We start from the raw sequence: 20377 nt of genomic DNA, 5'->3' as shown, positions 1-20377 counted from the left end.
AACGGCAGCGGCCTGACAAGGCCGCTGCCGTTCGAGTATTCGGTGTTGCGTCCGCCGGTCAGCCTACCGGTGTCGGCTCTTTTTCGGCTGCCACTTCCGGCTCGCCCTCGCGCCGGTTGCGCATGATGCTGCTGATGAACGAGGCGCCGATGAACGCGATACCGACGAAGCCGGTAACGAGTTCGTTGACATGCACGCCGATCGAAATCAGCAGAATCGCGGCCAGCGCGCCGATCGCCCAGTGCGCGCCGTGCTCGAGGTACACGAACTCCGACAGGGTGCCCTTGCGGACCAGGTACACCGTGATCGACCGGACGAACATGGCGCCGATCAGGCCGAGGCCGAGCGCGATGATGATCGGGTCGGCGGTGATGGCGAACGCGCCGATGACGCCGTCGAAGGAGAACGACGCGTCGAGTACCTCCAGGTACAGGAACAGGAAGAAGCCTGCCTTACCGGTGGCCTTGGCGGCGTTCGACGGGCCCGCGTGCTCCTCGGCGTGGAACATCGAGCCGAGACCGTCGACCGCGATGTAGGTGATCATGCCGAGCAGACCGGCAAGCAGCACCGTGGAGCGGACCTCTTCTTCGGCGAGGAACTCCGCGCACAGGATCAGGCCGACGCCGGCGACGACCACCGACAGCATGTCGAGCTTGCCCGCCTTGGCCAGCGGCTTCTCCAGCCACGTCAGCCAGGTGATCTCGCGCTCTGCGAAGATGAAGTTCAGGAACAGCAGGGCGAGGAACATGCCACCGAACGCCGCGATCTGCGGGTGGGCGTCAGTGAGCAGGGTCTCGTAGCTGGGGCTGCCGTCCGGGAAGGTGGCGGCGTCGTTGGGCGGCGGGTTGAGCGCCAAGTCGAATGCCTCGACCGGGTTCAGACCGGCGGTGATCCACACGATCGCCAGCGGGAAGACCAGCCGCATGCCGAACACGGCGATCAGGATGCCGATGGTCAGGAACATCCGCTGCCAGAACTCGCTCATCCGCTGCAGGATGGTGGCGTTGATGACGGCGTTGTCGAATGACAGCGACACCTCCATGATGCCGAGGATCGCGCAGAGCACCAGTGCGGTAGGGCCACCGTAAAGAATCGCCACGACGAGTGACACGACGGTGACCAGGAAGGATAGGCCGAAAATGCGCAGGACCACGCGGGGACCTTTCGTGTGCGGCGCCGGAGTCGGTCGTCATCCGGGCGTTGTGTACGTCTGAAGCTGCTGCGTGCGATCGCCGGCACGGTGTGGACGGCGCTCGACACGACGGTACCGGTCGACGGTGAACCCGACATTTCGGGCCGACGCCGATGGTGACCGTCGTCGCTGCGCCTGGTCGCCGGAACCACGACATGTCCAGTCGGACCTCAGCGAATGAGGTGACCGCGCGGATGTTCGATGAGCCCCCCGGTGGGATCAGTTTCCCACGGGTGGCAGCGCATGTGGAAGGGGGCCCGTCGCCGAGCCCCCTTCCGTACCGAGGATTACCTCGATCAGACGTTGACGCCGTAGTCGCGGGCGATACCGGCCAGGCCCGAGGCGTAGCCCTGGCCGACAGCGCGGAACTTCCACTCGGCGCCGTTGCGGTACAGCTCGCCGAACACCATGGCGGTCTCGGTCGAGGCGTCCTCGGACAGGTCGTAGCGGGCCAGCTCCTCGTTGTTGGAGCGGTCGACGACCCGGATGTAGGCGTTGCGCACCTGGCCGAACGACTGCTGACGGGTGTCGGCGTCGTAGATCGAGACCGGGAAGAAGATGGACTCGATGGTCGGCGGGGTGCCGGCCAGATCGACGTTGATGACCTCGTCGTCGCCTTCACCTTCACCGGTGGTGTTGTCACCGATGTGCTCGATGGAGCCCTCCGGCGACTTCAGGTTGTTGAAGAAGACGAAGTGCTGGTCGGAGACCACCTTCTTGTCGGCCCCGGTCGCGATCGCGCTGGCGTCGAGGTCGAAGTCCGTTCCGGTGGTGGTACGAACATCCCAGCCGAGGCCGACGGCGACAGCGGTCAGGTTAGGCGCCGCCTTGGTCAGTGAGACGTTGCCGCCCTTGGACAAACTGACACCCATGCGGGATTCCCTTTCGATAGTCGTCTGTGATTCCCAGCATGTCCGAATCGCCGGGTACGAGATACGACAGTAGTAGGTTTCGGCGATCTTGCGTATAAACCCGTGCGCGTACCTCCGCATCCGCTCCGGCCATGCGCGGTCTGAGGACGGACTACGTCCGGCAGCGCCCGATCGACCGACCCATAACCGGTGCGATCTCCTACCATCGGGTCGTGGCAGGCCGCAGGCGTGGATGGTTCCGGTCATCCGGGAATACCGAGTGGATCGAGCAGGCTCGGCAGTCACTCGCGTCGGCGTTCCTCGATATGGACCGCCGCCAGAGCGTGGCCGAATCGGCCACCGCCGCCGCAGAGCAGATCTTTCCCGAGCGTGGCCTGACCCGGCGCTGGGAGCCGGTCCGGGCCCGCTGCTACACCGCCGCCGACGCTTATCTGACCTTGACCGAGCAGCTCGACCAGGCCGAAGCCACCGGCACCTCGCTGCCACAGGGCCAGGCCCGCACCGACGAGTTGGTGCGCAGGCTGACCGAGGCGGCGCGCGGGGTGGACGAGTACTACCGCGGCAATCAGGCGCAGCTGGAAGAGGCTGTCGCGGTGGTGGCGATGGTGCCGCGGCTGGCCGATCAGGTGACCGCCGCTGCCGCGTCGGTGCGCGGGGAGGCTGCCGAGTCCCCTTACGCGCACTATCCCTCGGTGCGCCGCGCCACGACCGCAGTGGATGAGGCGCTGATCACACTGCGCGCGGCCCGTGGCGGTGCTGCGGTCGGGACGGTGCGAGAGGCGGCGAATCGCCTGGAGGCGGCGACCAAGGAACTGGCAGATGCTTTGGCGGTGGCCCCTTCTCGCGCCGCCGCGGCGAAGAACGCGGTTACCTCGGTGCGGACCCGGCTGGCAGCGGTGCGTACCAGGGCCGATGGGGTGGCCGCGGCCTACTCGACGCTGCTGCGTGAGTTCAATGCTGCGAGTTCGGCGGATCTGGCCGACAATGAGCGGGAAAGCCAGCGGGCCATAGCCGCCGCGGATGACGCCCTGAGCAGGGCCCGCGCGGCGGCGGCCGAGAACGACCCGGAGTTAGCCCTTGAACTGACCACTACCGCGCGCGGCAATCTCGCCGCGGCCGAACAGCAGGTGGACGCCGTCACCAAACGGCTGACGCTGCTCCGTGAGGTCCGCGAGAATCCGCAAGACAAAGCCAAGGCCGTACGATTCCGGCTGCGGGACGCGCAGATGCTCGCGGTTGGTCGCGGGCTCGTCGCCGAGTGGGGATCGGTACTCGACGCGCAGGCGGAACGGATCGACCGGGTGAGCGATGCGCTGACCGGGCGTCATCCCGACTATTGGGCATATGTGACGGAGCTCGACGCCGTCGCCGATTTCATAGCGGGCGTAGTGGATCGCATGAGAAAACAGCAAATACCACGACGAGAGTGAGGGGTGGGGAGACGATGACCGCAGGCATCGCCGTCAAGCAGGAAGTTTCCCTGCGGAAGCGGATACTGCTGCGCCATTTCCGGCAGTTGGAGGGACCCGACGCGAGAACACTGTTCCATCGCCAGCCCGAGCCCATCGGCGGACAGACCGACCGTGAACTCTTGGCCATCGCCCTGGGGGCCACCCTTTACGCGCCTGCGACCAGGGCCGATCTCACCGCCACGATCACCAAACGCGCCGCCCGCGGGGTGTGCTCGATGGTCATCGATCTCGAAGACGCCGTCGCCGACCACGAGGTGGAATCGGCCAAGGCGCAGGCGGTGCGCACCCTCGACGAGCTTGCTGCGGGGCTCGATCCCAACCCGATGCTGTTCGTGCGGGTGCGCGACGCCGACACCATCATCGAGCTCGCCGAGCAGCTCGGGCCGGGTGCCGACGTGCTGACCGGGTTCGTCTTCCCGAAGTTCGATTCGGCATCCGGCTCGAAATACCTTGCCGCGCTGGAGCACGCGCGGGCGTTGCTGGACCGGCCGCTGTACGGCATGCCAGTGCTGGAGTCGGCGGCGCTGGTGCATCGGCAGACGCGCGACGCCGAACTCACCGAGATCGCGGCGCTGCTGGCCGAACACCGTGATCAGGTGCTGGCCGTACGGGTCGGCGCGACCGATATGTGCTCGACCTTCGGTATCCGGCGCGATCGCGATCTGACCATCTACGACGTGCGGGTGGTCGCCGATGTGATCGCCGATATCGTCAACTATCTCGGCCGAGCCGACGGCACCGGTTTCGTGATCACCGGCCCGGTCTGGGAGTACTTCGCCGACCACGAGCGGATGTTCCGGCCGCTGCTGCGCACGGCGCCGTTCGAGGAGTCCGACGCGGTGCCGTTCCGGCGGTACCTGGTTAGCCGCGATCTCGACGGCCTGCTGCGCGAGATCACCCTCGACCGCGCCAACGGCATCCAGGGCAAAACGGTGATCCATCCCTCGCATGTGGCGGCCGTGCACGCGTTGTCGGTGGTGACCCATGAGGAGTACGCCGACGCCCTCGACATTCTGCAGGCCGATGTGGGCGGGGTAGCGGCGTCGGAGTATCGGAACAAGATGAACGAGATGCGTCCGCATCGCAGCTGGGCGCGGCAGACGTTGCTGCGCGCGAGAGTGTTCGGAGTGGCCAACAAGGGAGTGTCGTTCGTGGATCTGTTGTCGGCGTTGGTCACGGTATGAGCGGGCAGTTCGCGGGCGAATCGGGCGGTAGTACCGGTGACGACCCGGATACAGCATGGGCGACAAGGCATCTCGGGATCGAGCTGCACCACGGTTCGTCCTATCGGCACGGGGCCGATCTCGGTGTGCTGCCCGCCGAGTTGTCGATCGAATCGCTGATCCAGCCCGGTCTGCGGCGTAATCCGCGCCGTGCCCATCTGCTGGTCTCGACAGTGCTCGGCAAGCATCTGCCGACCGATCCGCGGGTCGTGCTCGACGCGGGAAACCGGTTGGGCGATCTGGTGCGCGGCGTGCTGGGGGAGCGCGAGGCGGTAGTGCTCGGGTTCGCCGAGACCGCTACCGGACTCGGTCACTGTGTTGCCGCCCGCATCGGCGCAGGCTGCTATCTGCATTCGACACGACGTGAGGTGCCGCTCGCGGATACCCTCACCGGATTCGAGGAGGGCCATTCGCACGCCACCTCGCATCTGTTGCAGCCCGCGCCCGCCGACATCTTCGTCAACGATCTGCCGCTGGTGCTGGTGGACGACGAGATCTCCACCGGTGACACCGCCATGGACGCCGTCCGCGCACTGCATGCGTTCGCGCCGAGATCACATTATGTGCTGGCCTCGCTGGTGGATATGCGCACCGAATCCGATCGCGCCCGGTTCGAGGCGGCGGCACACGAACTCGGCGCCCGTATCGACACGGTGTGTCTGGCGTCCGGGCGGACGATGCTGCCCGAAGGTCTCATCGACGCTGTCGCCGGCCTGCCCGAGCCCCAACTCAATCCGGTGGCGCCGCAACGTGGGTCGTTCCAGCGTTGCGAACTGCCTTGGCCCGAGGACGTTCCCGAGGGTGGGCGGCACGGGATTCTGCATTCGGACACGATGGCGTTCGAAGCGGCGGTCGACGTGGCGACCTCCGCGCTGCGCGGTCGTTTGGCCGCTGAGTTCGCCGATCGCCCGGTGATCGTGCTCGGACACGAAGAGCTGATGTATCTGCCGCTGCGGCTCGCTGTCGCACTCGCCGAATCAGGTATCCCGACGCGGTATCAGACCACCACCCGCTCCCCGGCCTATGTGCTGGATGAGCCCGGGTATCCGCTGCGCCGTGGATTCCGCTTCACCGCGCCGGAAACCGGCCAGGACCAGCCGCGCTACCTGTACAACGCGCACTGGGCCGAGGATTTCATCGCCGAACTCGATGCGTGGACGGGCGATATTGCCGACGTCGAAGCGGTGCACGGGGAACCGGTGCTGGTGGTCGTGGTCGACGCGCCTGCGGACACCGATGAGCTTGTCGCTTCCGGTGGTCTCGTCGATGTGCTCACCGCATCCGGCGCGGATGTGCTGATCGCGGTTCTGCCGGGCGCGGACCCGCGCCTGCTGCACGCGGACAGGGCGGATGCGGGTGTGGTCGCCGATGGTGCGGTGGAGCGGGGGACCGGGGACGCCCGTCCCCTGTACGGACCCGAATTCGGTTCCTACGCCCGCGAAGACGTCGCCTGGCTGCTGAAGGACCTCTCCGACGTCGACTTGGAGGCCGACGTCGCCGAGCGCGAGCGGCAGATTCAGGCGGGGGTCGCACACTACGCGGAGTCGCTGCCGATCGAGTACCAACCGGACGCACAGTATCGCGAGCTGTTCGATCAGGTGCTCGCCGACAGCGCGCAGCGGTTGGCGCTCGCGGTCGGGGCGGTGGCGGAACTGGTTGTCGCCGAGCGCGGTACGGATATCGTGCTGGTGTCATTGGCCCGCGCGGGGACGCCGGTGGGGATTCTCATGCGGCGCTGGTTGCTCGACGGGCGCGGTGCGGGTGCACCCAGCCTGGATGTTCCGCACTATGCGGTGTCGATCGTGCGTGATCGGGGCATCGACGCGTCCGCGTTGGATTACTTGGCGCGCCACCATGATCCGGCATCGGTCGTATTCGTCGACGGCTGGACCGGCAAGGGCGCGATCACACGCGAGCTGTCCGAAGCGCTGGCGGCCTATCACGCGGCCGGTGGCCCGCGATTCAACGATGACCTGGCGGTGCTCGCCGACCCCGGCCACTGCGTGCGCACCTACGGCACCCGCGACGATTTTCTCATCGCCTCGGCTTGCCTGAATTCGACGGTCTCCGGGCTCATCTCGCGCACCGTCCTCAACGACGAGCTGATCGGTACCGGCGATTTCCACGGCGCCAAGTTCTATCGCGAACTGGCCGCCGACGACGTTTCCGGACGCCTCATCGACACCGTGACCGGCGCTTTCGACGCCGTTCGCGACCGCGTGCCCGGCGCCGTTGCCGCCATCCGGGCCGGCGAGCGCACCCCCACCTGGGCCGGCTGGGCCTCGGTGGAGCAGGTGCGGGCCGAATACGGGGTGTCCAGCGTGAATTTCGTGAAACCCGGTGTCGGCGAGACCACCCGGGTGTTGTTGCGCCGGATGCCGTGGCGCGTGCTGGTACGGGAGCCCGACGCTCCCGAGCACGCCCATATCCGTTTACTCGCCGCGGCTCGCGGTGTACCGGTCGAGGTCGTCGACGACCTGGCCTATTCGTGTATGGGACTGATCAAGGATGTGCAGCAGTGATACCGCCCCGAAGACAGGTGCTGGTCGCCACCGACCTGGACCGGACCATGATCTACTCCCGCAACGCGTTCAGCACCGACGATGATCTCGCGACCGTCTGCGTGGAACACCTGGAGGGCGCGCCGCTGTCGTACATGACGACCACAGCGGCCTCCCGGATGCGGACCCTCACCCGGCCCGCGGCGGTAGTCCCCACCACCACCCGCACCATCAAGCAGTTCGGGCGCATCCAATTGCCCGGCGCCCCCTGGCGCTACGCCATCACCAGCAACGGCGGCAACATCCTCGTCGACGGTATCCCCGATATGCGCTGGCGCATCGATATCGACGCCGAGGTCCGCGCAGGCGGCACCACCCTTTCGGCGATCAGCGCCGAACTGCGCTCCCGCATCGACGAGAGCTGGGCCCCGAAATTCCGCATCGCCGACCATCTCTTCTGCTACCTGGTCGTCAAACAGAAGGCCGTCCCCGAAGGCTTCCTCGCCGAATGGGACGCCTGGTGCCGCCCCCGCGGCTGGTCCGCCTCCCAACAGGGCCGCAAGATCTACACCATGCCCCTGGCGGTGTGTAAAAGCCGAGCCGTTGGCGAGGTCCGCCGCCGCCTCATCGAATCCGGCGAACTCTCCGACACCGCGATCACTCTCGCCGCAGGCGATGGGGCGTTGGACGCCGAAATGCTGCGCGCCGCCGATTCGGCGATCAGGCCCCGCCACGGCGAACTGGAACTGCTCAATTGGACCCATCCCAACCTCACCGTGACCGAGGCGTCGGGGATCATGGCCGGTGAAGAGATCCTCGACTGGTTCATCGAGGCGGCGCCGGCGGCGGCGTGAGGAAAGCGCAACTGGAAAACATTATGTGACCAGATCGCGAAGGTTCCCGGCTATCTTGATCAGGCTACTTATTCGTCGGAATAGCGATACGGAGAACGTGAGTATGGGTATGACCCGCAATGTTGTCGGTATGTCGGTCATCGTCGCGGGCGCGGCGACGATGATCACGCTTGCGGCCGGTTCAGCGGCTGCGGAGCCGCGGGACTGTGTGGTGAATCAGTGGGCGACCGGTGCGTCGGCGCAGTGCGCGGGTGAGGGCACCTACATCCTCGAAGTGGATTGCTTCGGTCTGAATCTGACGTACGGCCCGCCTTTCGGGCCCTACAACAAGTCGGTCACCGGGTTTGCCGGCACTCCCGATCAGCCGAGCCGGGACTGCATGATGCCAACCACCCTTGGCCAGATCGGGATAGTGACCGGCGCGCGGATCACTCAGGTGCCGACCCGCCCCGGACTGCCGGACAATGCATGGGAATACGACCCGGGTCGGCGCTGACTACATCCGCACCTCCGATGATCAACGCGACCGCATCGGCGCCTGTATCAGGGACCTGCACCGGATGCGGGACGTGCTGGACGGGGTGATTCGCGCGGCCGACGGGCAGGCGTGAGGTCGGCCCCGGCAACGTCTGCGCATTGTCCCGCGGCAGCGTAGCGGCGGGCCAACTCGGCGAAGGCGTCGGCGAGTTCGGCCGGGCCGACGACCTCGATATCGGCGTCGAACCGGCCGATGGCGGCGGCCAGCCCCGCCCACGACCATGATCCGAGGGTGAGTTTGCAGCGGTCCGGGCCGAGTTCTTCGACGATCCCATCCCGATCGGCGTAGCGCGATACGTAAGCGGCGGGCAGGCGCAGGATCACCTCGCCTCGGCAGGGCCATTCGCCTGAGTCGGAGCCACGATATCGGCCGGCCACGAAGGTCGATACCGACCCTCCTGGTAGCTCGCGCGGTGTGAAGCGAGGCCCGGTCGGGATTCGCGGGGTGATCCGATCGGCCCGGAAGATACGCCAGTCGGTGCGGTCGAGGTCCCAGGCGATGAGGTACCAGCGGCTTCCTTGGGTGACGAGGTGGTGGGGTTCGACGATGCGCGGCCTGCGCGGGATGTCAATAGTTCCTGCCCCCTTCGCGGTGACGGCCGCGTAGTCGAAACGCAGCACCTCACGGGCGTGGACGGCGGCGGCCAGCGCGGTCAGCACGTCGATCCCGACCTGGATCTCCGGGCGGTCCGGCCGCGCCTCGACGGCGGCGATTCGCAGGGTGTCGATCCGGTGTCGCAGCCGCGCGGGCATGACCTGCCGGACGGTGTTCAGCGCCCGCGCCGCGGCGTCCTCGATGCCGACGCCCGAGGTGGTCGCCAAAGTGAGCCCGATTGCGAGCGCCACTGCCTGTTCGTCGTCGAACAGCAGCGGCGGTAGGTCCGTGCCCGCCTCGAGCCGATATCCGCCGTCCGGCCCCTTGTACGAGGCGATCGGATAGCCCAGATCGCGCAGGCGATCGACATCGCGGCGCACTGTCCGCGCGCTGACGTCCAGCCGTTCGGCCAGCAGCGCGCCCGGCCAGTCCCGGCGCACCTGTAGTAGCGAGAGCAGGGCGAGCAGGCGCGCTGAGGTCGTCGGCATGTTTTCTATATTGCCCGCAGTAGCGGACACACCCTGTCCGCTTCTATTGCGATCGTTGACCCCGTACCGAAGCACACCGACCGGAAGGGCTCGATCGCCATGACCGCCACCACAGCCTCGCCCACCACACTCGACCCGGAACGAACCGAGCTGCTGGCCGCGCTCGCAGCCGCACGATCCGCCCTGATCAACACGGTGCGCGACCTCACCGATGAAGAGGCAGGCCTGCACCCGACGGTCAGCGCACTGTGCCTCGGCGGGCTGATCAAGCACGTCGCTTCGATGGAGGAGACCTGGATACGTTTCACCGTCGAAGGTCCCGCAGCGATGCGCTACGACCTGCCTGACGGCGTCACCTGGGCCGATATCGCCGGCGGCACCGCACGCGAGTTCCCGCAGTGGATGATCGACCACGCCGGCGAATTCCAGATGCAGCCCGGCGACACCCTCACCGACATCCTGGCCCGCTACGAACGCATCGCGGCCCGCAGCGAGGAAATCATCGCCGCCATCCCGGATTTGTCCGCAACGCACCCACTGCCGGCAGCGCCCTGGCATGAGCCGGGCGAGTCACGCAGCGTGCGCGGCGTGCTGGCCCACCTCATCGCCGAAACCGCGCAGCATGCCGGTCATGCCGACATCCTGCGGGAGACGATCGACAGCGAGAAATCTTCCTGAGCACTCAGTACTGCTGCTGCCCCGCCAACTGCTGCGCAACCGCACCTTGGATCCGCTGCAACCCCGGCACCGTCAAACCGCTCTGCAACTGTCCCTCGATCGTGCGGACCAGCGCCGAATCGCTCATCACCTTTTCGCTCGACTGGATCAGCACGGTCCCCGCGCCGGTGAAGTCGAATTGGCGTTCCTCGCCGGAGTTGACGCCGAAGCGGGCGGCGCCTGCGGCGAGGAAGCTGGAGACCCAGCGTTGGTCGTAGTGGTGGCTGGGGGAGGGGCAATCGGCCCAGCCGACAAGGGATTCCGGGTCCACCCGCAGCGGCGGTTCGGCGAAAATGACCGGGCCGTTGGAGGAGGCGAGGAATTTGCCGGTGCCGATGAGGGTCAGGAAGCCGGGCACGATGGACTGGTTCAACGACAGGCCCGGCTCGAAGGCGAGCAGGTTGGCGGCGCGGATGGTGAGGTTGCCGTCGTCGAGATCGTAGGAGTTGATGTCGTAGCCGCGGTCACCGATGATCAGCTTGCCCTGGCCCTCGGCCACGACATAGTCGTTGGTGAACAGCGGAGCCGAGAACTGCTGCGACACCATGTGCATCAGCGAACCCTGCAGGCCATGAGTCAGCAGCTGGAACTGGATCTGACCGTAGTAGGCGATCATCGCGCCCTTGCGCATGAACCACGGCTTGTTCAGGTCGATGCAGTAGGCGTAGCTGTTATCCGGGATGTTGTCGCTCTCACCGAGATTCATCGGGTTCAGGATCTGGCTCATGGTCACAACTTTTCTTCCGAGGCCTGCACGTAGACGACACCCTGTCCGACGCAATGCAATTGCATGGCTTCGCCGGAACCGCGACCGACGGCGTCGCGCCAGCTCAGCGCGGTTTTCAGCTCGGTCTGCACATTGCCGTAGGCGGCGACGAACGCCTGCGGATCCACCACGATCGGATTCGGCCCGCCGACCGGTAGTTCCAGGAAACCGCCGTGCGCGAGCAGCACCGCGGCCCCCTGCCCGGACAGTTGGGTGGTGAACATGCCTTGCCCGGTCATCGCACCCGACGCGGCACCACGTAGCGCGCCCATCAGGCCGCCACCGCCGCCCCCACCGCCACCGGAACTCGCCACCGACACCACCGAACTCTGCAGCCCGGCCGTATTGGCCAGCAAGCGTGAGGCTTCCACCCGCAGCGTGGCTCCCGGCTGCATCTGCACCACCTGGACTTCGAGCCCGGCGTATCCGTAGTGCACCTCGCCGTTGCCTTGGGCCAGCATGGTGCGCTCGTGCTCGCCCTGCATCATCCGGCCGGCGATCCGCATGATGCCGCCCCCGCCGCCCATACCCTGGCCGCCGGGAATCTGATGCGGCGCGAAGGAGACGTCGCCGGTGTAGAACAGCATCGCCCCCGCGCGGGCGGCCACACCGCCCGCCATACCGACGTTGACCTTGACGACCTTGCCGTTGACCTTCTCGAACATCGTCCCTACCGTTCCGCGGGCTGGATCGCTACGACGCCCTGGCCATCCCAGCGCAGCGAGAATGCCTCGCCCGCATCCTGTCCGACGACGGTGCGCCAGGAGACATCGGTGACGAACGACTGATTGAGGTTGCCGCGTGCGGCGACGAACGCGTCCGGATCCACCACCAGCGGGAACTGGGGTGTCACCTCCAGATGGATGAGCGGGCCGCCCGCCGACAGCAACGCCACCTGACCCTGACCCGTCACCGTGGTGGTGAACAGGCCCTGGCCGCTGGAGGCGCCGCGCAGCCCGGCGAAGCGGACGTCGGTGCGCAGATTGCCGCAAAAAGCGAGCAGCTGCTGCGATTCCACCTGCAGCGTCTCGTTGTTGAGGTTCACCACCGAAACATGCTGGCCGTTGACCGCGAAGAACACCCGGCCGTTGCCGCCGCATTCCATCAGCGAGAGCTTCTCGCCGGTCGCGCGCCGCTTGAGCCCCGCGACCACGCCGTCACCACCGCCGAACCCGGCGGACTTGAACTGGACGTTACCTTCGTAGGCGATCATCGACCCGGAGATCGCGCGCAGACTGGTGCCCGCGAGATGCGCCTCGATCACCTTCTTCGACTGTTCGAACAGTTGCGCCATAGGGAGTTTGCCTGTCGTGTGGATGAGGGAACACGGGCAATCCCCCCATGCTCCGAAAACGTCGCCGTCACCCTAATCGACGACGGCGATCGAAGTTGATCTCAGCCCGGGCGCCGATCGCCGCGCACTCATCCGAGCCGTGGTAGGCACCTTTCTCGTAGAGTGGCTTCCGTACGCACCGACAAGCGAAGGGTCGAACTTGTCCGCAACACTCGCCAAGGGCCAGAACGGTCCGCTGCCCGGCAACGACGTGGTGGTTTCCATTCAGCTGTCGGCGCAGGCCGATCTGTCCGCGCTCCTGGTCACCGAACAGGGCAAGGTGCGCTCCGACGCCGACTTCGTGTTCTTCAACCAGCCGAGCGGGCCGGGGGTGAACCTGCAGCCCGGTCCGGCCGGTCAGCCCGCCTCGCTGGCGGTGTCGTTGAACGCCGTACCCGCCGATATCGATCAGATCCGCGCCGTCATCACCCTTGACGACGCGACCAGCAACTTCGGGCGATTCGCCGCGCCGACTGCGATCGTGTCGGATTCGTCGGGCAACCAGCTGTTCGAGTACCGCATCGATGGGCTCGACACCGAGTCGATCGTCATCGCGCTCGAGCTCTACCGGCGTCAGGGCGCGTGGAAGGTGCGTGCGGTCGGGCAGGGGTATGCCGGTGGATTCGCGGCCCTTGTCACCGACCACGGCGTGAGCGTCGACGACTCGCCGCCGCCTGCTCCCGCTCCGTCGCCGCAGCCCGCTCCGGTCCCGCCACCCGCACAGCCCGCGTACCCGACGCAGCCGCCGCCGCACGCCGCGCCGCCACAGGGTGGCTACCCTGCTCCGCCGCCGCCGACCGCGCCCTACCCGGCTCAGGGTGGTGGCTATCCGCCGCCGCCGGGGCCCGGCGCCGGTTACCCGCCGCCCGGCGCCCCCGTGCCGCCTCCACCGCCGCAGCAGCAGGGCGAGGTCAGCCTGAGCAAGGACCGGCCGGTCAGCCTGCAGAAGGGCCAGCGGGTCACCCTCCGCAAGGAGGGCGGCGCCGCGCTCACCTTCGTCAAGATGGGCCTTGGCTGGGACCCGGTGCGTAGCCGCGGCATGTTCGGCAACCGCACCGTCGATATCGACCTGGACGCGTCGGTGGTCATGTTCGCCGATATGAACCCCGCCGATGTCGCCTACTACGGGCAGCTGAGCTCCAAGGACGGCTCGGTTCGCCACCAGGGTGACAACCTCACCGGTGAGGGCGAGGGCGACGACGAGATGATCCTGGTGGATCTGACCCGCATCCCCGCCCACATCAGCACGCTGTTCTTCATCGTCACCTCCTACAAGGGGCACACCTTCGAGCAGGTGCAGAACGCTTTCTGCCGCCTGATCGACGGCGGCAACAATGCCGAGCTGGCCCGCTACACCCTCGCGGGCGGTATGCCGTTCACCGCGATGGCGATGGCGAAGGTGTATCGCGTCGGCGGCGACTGGAAGATGCAGGCGCTCGGCGAGGGCTTCCCTGCCAAACATCCCGGCGAGGCGGTGCCGCAGCTCGGCCGGTTCCTCTCGAACAACTGAGGACCGACGGGGGTCGTGGACGTGAAACAACTGACCGCAGGGCAGAACGTGCCCTTGACGGCGCAGGTGGTGCGGTTCGGCGTGCATGCCGATGCCGCACTGGATATCTCGGCGTTGGTGGTGGCCGATGACCTGCGGGTCTCGGCCGCAGGCGATGTCGTCACCGGCGATCGGACGACGACGACCGGCGTGCGACTCGGCGAGGACGGGGTCACCGTCACCCTCGCCGAGGTCCGTGCCGACGCGCAGGCGGTACTGCTGGTGGCGAGCACTTCCGGACAACCGGTCGAACTCGGCAAAGTGGTCGCGGAATTGTCCGAAAACGGTGCGACCACAGTCGAGTTCGCGATCGCGCCTGCCGCCGGTGAGCGGGCGCTCATCTGCCTCGAGGTCTACCGGCGCCAAGGCGCGTGGAAGGTGCGCGCGGTCGGGCAAGGCTACGCGGGCGGGCTCGCCGAACTGTTGCAGGCACATGGTGCGGCCGGATTCGGTCCGAGCGATTCCGCAGCGGTTTCGCCTGGCCCGCATACGAATCCGAATGCGGGCCGACGCGGTGATCCGTACGCGATGCCCGCCCCCGCACCAGGTGGCAGCCCGCTCGAGGTCGGCCACGGCCTGGAACGGCTGTGGATGATCTTCGAGGACGCGGCCCGGTCGGCGGCGGCGCTGATCTCGGCCCGTGACTACGCCGCCAAACGGCTCGATCAGGAACTGTCCGAAGCGGTCTCCGATCCGGCCACCAGGAACACCCCCGCCGCGGACACCGCCCGCGTGAACGCGCAGCGCAGGCACGACGAGCTCAACGCCACCGCCGAAACCAATCACGGGCGCGACAGCGAGCAGTTGGTGCGTGAACTTGCCGAGGCCGACCAGGCATTGCCGCCCTCGCTGTCCTCCTGGGAATCACCGGCCTGGGATCGCGCACCGGCACCGTCGGACGGGATCAGGCTCGGTGAGCTGTACGCCATCGACCGTGGCGCGCTGCGCATTCCGTACAGCGTTCCGGTCCCGCTGAATCGTCCGCTGTGGATCGATACCGAATCTTCTTCGGCGGTCGCGCCGGTCGTCGGCGCGTTACTGGCCCGGCTCGTCGCGGCCGCACCGCAACGCAGGACCGTCGTCGACGTGATCGACCTGACCGGCGCCTTCACCGGCCTCACCGATCTGCTGGCTCCGGTGCTCGGCGGCCCGCCGATCACCGACCACACCGAGATCTCGGCCCGGTTGAAAACCCTGGCCGATGCCGCCGAACTCGCCGAAATGGCCTACAACAGCGGTGCCGGTACTCCACCGGCAGAACACCGCGTGCTGGTGGCGGCGGACTTCCCGCACGGCTATCAGGCTACCGATGTCCAGCGACTCGGCTCGCTGTTCATGCGCGGCGATCTGATCGGGTTGTCCACAGTCATCGTCGGCAGCAACGAATCCGATTCCGACGACGGTATGGTCGCGGCCCTATCGCAGGCCTGCCGTCATCTGCCGACGGTCTCGGGAACCCCGCTGTTCGATCCGTGGACCGGCAGCGCCTGGGAGCTCGATCTCGATCTGCTGCCGCAGGAACCGGAGCGCCAGGCGCGGATTCTGCGCGCCCGCTGACGCCGCTGCGGCTATGCCGGTACGGGCTCGCATCAGCCGGTAAGGACTCCGCTCGACCGGTGCGGGCTCAGGCTCAGCCGCTGCGGACCGGCCCTTCCTTGGGCCGCAACCGTTCCGGCAGCCAGGGCAGCAGCGGGTCCGGTGCGTGATCGAGCAGCCCGCCGACCGGATCGTCGACGAAATCGCGGCGCACCAGATCCTCGTCGGGACGGTAGATCTGCCGCACGATCAACGCGCATACCGTGATCACCGCGATATCGCGTAGCACCACCGCGCCGGTGAACCACTGCTCCGGCAGGCCCTTCCGGTCGAGGCCGAGGTAGTAGAACATGCGCGGCACCCACACCAGCGCGTCGATCGCCATCCAGGCCAGCAGGATTCGGCGATGCGGTAATGCGAGCACGGCCAGCGGGACCAGCCACAGCGAATACTGCGGGCTCCACACTTTGTTGGTGAGCAGGAACGCGGCGATCACCAGGAAGCACAGTTGCGCAAGGCGTGGCCTGCGCGGTGCCGTGAGGCCGATATAGGCGATCACCAGGCAGGCGACGACGAATAGCGTCAGCGAGACCAGGTTGAGGATCGTCGGCGCTTCACCGTGTTCGAGCACACCGTCGAAGCCGGGCCAGCCGGTGAACGAGGTGATCACGTTGTAGATCGAATCCGGATCGGCGTGCCTGCTGGTGTTGAGCCGGAAGAACTCCCGCCACCCGGTCGGGTACAGCGCCGCGATCGGCAGATTCACGATCAGCCAGGTGCCTGCTGCCGCGCCGACGGTCAACCCCGCGGCCCCGAGCGGGCGGGTGCCGAGAATCCGCACCCGATGCGGGATCTCGCGGATCCAGGCCCGGGCGGCAGGCAGCCCGTCGATCTCGTTCAGCCGGATCTTGATATGCGCGCTCGGCGTGCGCTGCATCGGATCCGCACGCAGGCACAGCACCAGAATCGGGCCGAGCAGCAGCAGCGGATACAGTTTCGCCGCGCCGCCGAGGCCGAGCAGCACACCCGCGAGCACCGGCCTTCTACGCGCCCAGGCCAGCAGGCCGGTCGCGGCCAAAGCCGTTGCCAAGGCATCGAAATTGGTGAACCCGTGCACGATCACCAGCGGCGAACACGCGACCAGCGCGGCATCCCAGACCCGGCGCCCGGCCAGCAGCGCCGTCGCCCAGACGGTGACCAGCCACGCCAGCGCAAGACCCACGGCGATCACATTGAAGTAGATGACCACCTGCAATGCGCCCGGTAGCGGCCCGGCATCCCAGCTCTTGGCGATCTGCATCGATACGTACTGGTACAGGCCCGACAGCACCGGATACTCCATGTGCCGAGTTTCGGTGCCGCCGTCGGGCGTTTCCTCGATCCAGGACTTCTTGTACGGGAACGCGCCTTCGTTCAGCCGTTCCGCGCCATAGAGCGGGACGGTGTCCGAATAGCACATGGCCACGTACTGACGGCCGTCGTTCCAGTCGAGGGTGAGTCCGCCGTTCGCGGTCTCGGTCTGCTGAATGCAGGCGGCCTTGGTGCCCCAGCCGAGGGCGAGGAACAACACCGTGAACAGGAACAGCACCCGCACCGGCGTCCAGAACCGCGCCCGGCCGATCAGCGCGTGATCACCGACCGGCCCGCCGATCACCGTGCACAGCTGGGCTGTCAGGGAGTCGTTGCGGCTGGGCCGGTCTCGGGCGTCGGCCGACCGGAGGTCGGGCGCGAGCGGAGCCGGGGAGTCGTACCGCGCGCCACCGGACCGGTCGGCCGTCCCCCCGGTGTGCGCGCTCCCATTGGTCGGCTCGCCCACCAGTCGCTGATCGGTCACGGCACCCGAGGCTACCGGGAGCGGCCGGACGGAGCTCCGTTCGTACCCCCGGAATCGTCGTCGCCTCCGCCACCGCCGGTTCCGCCGCCGCTATCGGAACTGTCACCATCGGATTCGCTCTGGCCCGTCGATGGCGAGCCGTCGGCGGGCGCGGTCGGTTGACCGGGCATCGGTCCGGAGTCCGAGGGCTGCTGCGGCTGCGGACGCGCCTGCGCTTGCGGATTCGGCGCCACACCGGGCACCGGGATGACGACACCGGGCAGGATCTCCACCTGCCGCGGGGTGACGATGACGGGCGGCTCGAACGATGGGGCCTGAGTCGTCGACGGTGCGGTGTAGGGCGCCGTCCACTCCGGCACACCGGCCTGGCCCTTGATGGGCGCGGGCTTCGGGAAGGTCTCCTTCGGCGTGCCCTCGAGCGCGCCGTCCATGGTGGCCTTCCAGATGTCGGACGGCAGGCTGGAACCGTAGATCATGGCGCCGCCGAAGTTGCGCAGCGGTTCACCCTGTTCGGTGCCGACCCAGACCGCGGTGGACAGCGACGGCGTGTAGCCGACCATCCAGGCGTCCTTGTTCTCGCCGGTGTCGCCGAGCTGGGCGGTACCGGTCTTGGAGGCCGACTCCCGGCCGCCGGCCAGGCCGTGGTTGCGGGAGTAGCCTGCGATCGGCTTCATGGCCGCGGTGACGTTGTCGGCGACGGCTTCCGAGACCCGCTCTTCACCGGCGACCTCGCCGCGATCGAGCAGCACTTCACCGTCGGCGGTCACCACGCGCTGCACGAAATGCGGTGCGTGATAGGTGCCCGACGCCGCGAGCGTGGCGTACGCCGAAGCCATATCGAGCACTCGCGCCTGGTACTGGCCGAGCACGATGCCGTTGTTCGGGCCCGAGCCGTCCGGCTCGGTCAGCGTCTGGCCGACACCGGGGATCTCGTCCGGGATGCCGAGCTTGTGCGCCATATCGGCGATCTTCTGCGGGCCGTTCTGCATATCCAGCTGCATGCGATAGAAGCTGGTGTTGAGCGAACGTTTGAGCGCCTCGGCGATGGTGCACATGCCGCAGGACTCGCCCTCGACGTTGGTGATCTTGATACCGTGCACGCTCAGCGGCGAGCTGTCATACATCTGCGACAGCGGGATGCCCATCTCCAGGTTCTGTGCCAGGCCGAACACCTTGAACGACGAACCGGTCTGCAGGCCCGCGTTGGCGAAGTCGTAGCCCTGGCCGTCGTTGCCACCGTAGTAGGCGCGCACCGCGCCGGTGCGCGGATCGACCGACACCACGGCGGTGCGCAGCTTCTCCGGCTCACCCTGCATGTTCTCGGCCACCGCATCGAGCGCGGCCTGCTGGGCCTTGGGATCGATGGTGGTGGTGATCTGCAGACCGGCGGTGTTGAGCTGCTGCTCGCTGATGCCCGCGGCCGACAGCTCACGCAGCACCTGCTGCTTGATCAGGCCCTCGGGGCCGTCGTCCATGGTCTTGTCGCCGAGCGTGTCCAGCGGGCGAACCGGCGGGTACTGCATCGACTTGCGTTCGGCGGCGGGCAGGTTGCCCTCCGAGACCATGCCGTCGAGCACATAGTTCCAGCGGGTCTTCGCGCCCTCGGGGTTCTTCTCCGGATCGAGCGCGGACGGCAGCTGAATGGTGGCCGCGAGTACCGCGCCCTCGGCCACGTTCAGTTCTTGCACCGGCTTGTCGAAGTACGCCTTGGCGGCGGCGTCGATGCCGTAGGCGCCGCGACCGAAGTAGATGGTGTTGAGGTAGGCGGCGAGGATCTCGTCCTTGCTCCACTGCCGCGCCATCTTCGCCGAGATCACCAGCTCTTTGAGCTTGCGGTCGAGCGAGCGTTCGTCACCGACCATGGCGTTCTTCACATACTGCTGGGTGATGGTCGAACCACCACCGGCGCTTTCCTTGCCGAGCACGTTGTCGCGCGCCGCGCGCACGAAGCCCGACACCGAGAAGCCGGGGTTGGTGTAGAAGTCACGGTCCTCGGCCGCGGTGACCGCGTTGCGGACATGCGGCGGCACCTGGTCGATGGTGACGTCGGTGCGGTTGCCTTGCGGCGGGACCACCTTGCTGATCTCGGTGGAGCCGTCGGCGGCGTAGATCATCGCGACCTGGTTGGTCTTGAGGTCGCCCGGCTGCGGCACCGACACGGTGGAGTAGGCGATCAGGAACACGGTGCTCGGCACCACGATCGCCAGCGCGATCAGCACGTAGATGGTGCGGCGCACGATCCGCCACGGCGACTTCTTCTTGCCGCCGGGCCTGCGCCTGCGCGGACCGTCGGAACCGTCGCCGCCGTCACCACCACCGCGACGCGGCGGCGGACCCGAGGGCGGACCGGAACGTGACTGCGCCCGGCGTTCACCGGTGTTGGCGGCCCCGGTTCCTGCGGGCCTGCGTGCGGCAGGACGCGGACCGGTGGTGGACGCCTTGCGGTCGCGCTGGGACACCGCCTCCGACAGCGAGGCGGGACGGCTGATCTTCTGGGTCGACTGAGCTTTGTCGCCCTCGGCGCCGGGACGGCCGATCTTCTGTGTCGACTGCGCGGAGTTGGGCAGCGACGGGTTCGGCTGCGGCGGCCTGCCCTGCGGGGGGCGGCCCTGCGGCGGACCGCCCTGGGGTGGCCTGCCCTGCGGCGGGCCCGGACGCTGCGGCGGCTGCGGGCCGCGCTGGCCACCCGGCGGCGGTCCGCCCTGCGGTCCACGTCCGCCCTGCGGACCCGGCCGGCCATTCGGCCCGGGGCGCGGCCCGTTCGGACCGGGCGGGGGACCGCCCGGGCGCGGTCCACCCGCACCGGGACGGGGGCCGCTCACCTGCGGACGAGGGCCACCAGGGCCACCAGGGCCGCCGGGACCGCCCGGACCGGGACGGCCACCCGGGGGTGGTCCCATCGGACGGG

The 20377-nt window shown here is 67.7% G+C and carries 16 protein-coding genes; 8 read left to right on the top strand and 8 right to left on the bottom strand.

Annotated elements, in window-relative coordinates:
* Window positions 1-58: 58 nt before the first annotated feature.
* Window positions 59-1153, bottom strand: coding sequence for a DUF475 domain-containing protein (locus tag ACFXNW_RS00915; protein WP_379414923.1), 1095 nt, complete (start codon window positions 1151-1153; stop codon window positions 59-61).
* Between the two features lie 335 nt (window positions 1154-1488).
* Window positions 1489-2064, bottom strand: a complete 576-nt coding sequence (locus ACFXNW_RS00910) for a TerD family protein (protein WP_379414921.1) — start codon at window positions 2062-2064, stop codon at window positions 1489-1491.
* Window positions 2065-2369: 305 nt separating this feature from the next.
* Between ACFXNW_RS00910 and ACFXNW_RS00905 the strand changes: the two genes are divergently transcribed.
* The 5 genes from ACFXNW_RS00905 (at window position 2370) to ACFXNW_RS00885 (ending at window position 8610) form a co-directional block, all read left to right on the top strand.
* Window positions 2370-3494, top strand: a complete 1125-nt coding sequence (locus tag ACFXNW_RS00905; protein WP_379416232.1) for a hypothetical protein — start codon at window positions 2370-2372, stop codon at window positions 3492-3494.
* Between the two features lie 14 nt (window positions 3495-3508).
* Window positions 3509-4720, top strand: coding sequence for an HpcH/HpaI aldolase/citrate lyase family protein (locus ACFXNW_RS00900; RefSeq protein WP_379414920.1), 1212 nt, complete (start codon window positions 3509-3511; stop codon window positions 4718-4720).
* Window positions 4717-7281, top strand: a complete 2565-nt coding sequence (locus ACFXNW_RS00895; protein WP_379414918.1) for a phosphoribosyltransferase — start codon at window positions 4717-4719, stop codon at window positions 7279-7281. The genes ACFXNW_RS00900 and ACFXNW_RS00895 overlap by 4 nt, the downstream gene beginning before the upstream one ends.
* Before the next feature lie 47 nt (window positions 7282-7328).
* Entirely contained in the window at window positions 7329-8114 is a 786-nt protein-coding gene (locus ACFXNW_RS00890) for an HAD family hydrolase (RefSeq protein WP_379416231.1), read from the top strand.
* A gap of 97 nt (window positions 8115-8211) precedes the next feature.
* Window positions 8212-8610: a hypothetical protein gene (locus ACFXNW_RS00885; RefSeq protein WP_379414917.1), complete on the top strand. Its 399-nt coding sequence runs from the start codon at window positions 8212-8214 to the stop codon at window positions 8608-8610.
* Window positions 8611-8657: 47 nt separating this feature from the next.
* Here the strand turns inward: ACFXNW_RS00885 and ACFXNW_RS00880 are convergent, their stop codons facing one another.
* Complete coding sequence (locus ACFXNW_RS00880) at window positions 8658-9734, bottom strand: helix-turn-helix transcriptional regulator (protein ID WP_379414915.1); 1077 nt, start codon at window positions 9732-9734, stop codon at window positions 8658-8660.
* A 99-nt stretch (window positions 9735-9833) separates the two neighbouring features.
* Here ACFXNW_RS00880 and ACFXNW_RS00875 point away from each other — a divergent pair, with 99 nt between their 5' ends.
* Window positions 9834-10412 (top strand): DinB family protein, encoded by a 579-nt coding sequence (locus tag ACFXNW_RS00875; RefSeq protein WP_379414913.1) that lies wholly within the window; start codon window positions 9834-9836, stop codon window positions 10410-10412.
* Window positions 10413-10416: 4 nt separating this feature from the next.
* Here ACFXNW_RS00875 and ACFXNW_RS00870 read toward each other — a convergent pair whose 3' ends face one another.
* The 3 genes from ACFXNW_RS00870 to ACFXNW_RS00860 are packed head-to-tail and all read right to left on the bottom strand — an operon-like array spanning window position 10417 to window position 12511.
* Window positions 10417-11178: an AIM24 family protein gene (locus tag ACFXNW_RS00870; RefSeq protein ID WP_379414912.1), complete on the bottom strand. Its 762-nt coding sequence runs from the start codon at window positions 11176-11178 to the stop codon at window positions 10417-10419.
* 2 nt (window positions 11179-11180) lie between these two features.
* Complete coding sequence (locus ACFXNW_RS00865) at window positions 11181-11882, bottom strand: AIM24 family protein (protein ID WP_379414910.1); 702 nt, start codon at window positions 11880-11882, stop codon at window positions 11181-11183.
* Window positions 11883-11887: 5 nt separating this feature from the next.
* On the bottom strand, window positions 11888-12511 hold the full coding sequence (locus ACFXNW_RS00860; protein WP_379414908.1) for an AIM24 family protein: 624 nt from the start codon (window positions 12509-12511) through the stop codon (window positions 11888-11890).
* A gap of 199 nt (window positions 12512-12710) precedes the next feature.
* Here ACFXNW_RS00860 and ACFXNW_RS00855 point away from each other — a divergent pair, with 199 nt between their 5' ends.
* The gene (locus tag ACFXNW_RS00855; RefSeq protein WP_379414906.1) at window positions 12711-14060 is read left to right on the top strand and encodes a TerD family protein; all 1350 of its coding nucleotides are present in this window, start codon (window positions 12711-12713) and stop codon (window positions 14058-14060) included.
* A 15-nt stretch (window positions 14061-14075) separates the two neighbouring features.
* Window positions 14076-15656 (top strand): TerD family protein, encoded by a 1581-nt coding sequence (locus ACFXNW_RS00850; protein WP_379414904.1) that lies wholly within the window; start codon window positions 14076-14078, stop codon window positions 15654-15656.
* 73 nt (window positions 15657-15729) lie between these two features.
* On the opposite strand, the gene ACFXNW_RS00845 is transcribed toward ACFXNW_RS00850, so the two are convergent.
* Window positions 15730-17469, bottom strand: coding sequence for a glycosyltransferase family 87 protein (locus ACFXNW_RS00845; protein WP_379414902.1), 1740 nt, complete (start codon window positions 17467-17469; stop codon window positions 15730-15732).
* A gap of 11 nt (window positions 17470-17480) precedes the next feature.
* Window positions 17481-20291 (bottom strand): transglycosylase domain-containing protein, encoded by a 2811-nt coding sequence (locus tag ACFXNW_RS00840; protein ID WP_379414901.1) that lies wholly within the window; start codon window positions 20289-20291, stop codon window positions 17481-17483.
* Window positions 20292-20377 lie beyond the last annotated feature (86 nt).

Origin of the sequence: Nocardia sp. NPDC059180 (genome assembly GCF_042754945.1) — a bacterium.
GTDB lineage: Bacteria > Actinomycetota > Actinomycetes > Mycobacteriales > Mycobacteriaceae > Nocardia.
Note: the sequence above shows the minus strand (reverse complement) of the source record. Positions and strands in the feature narration are given on the sequence as shown.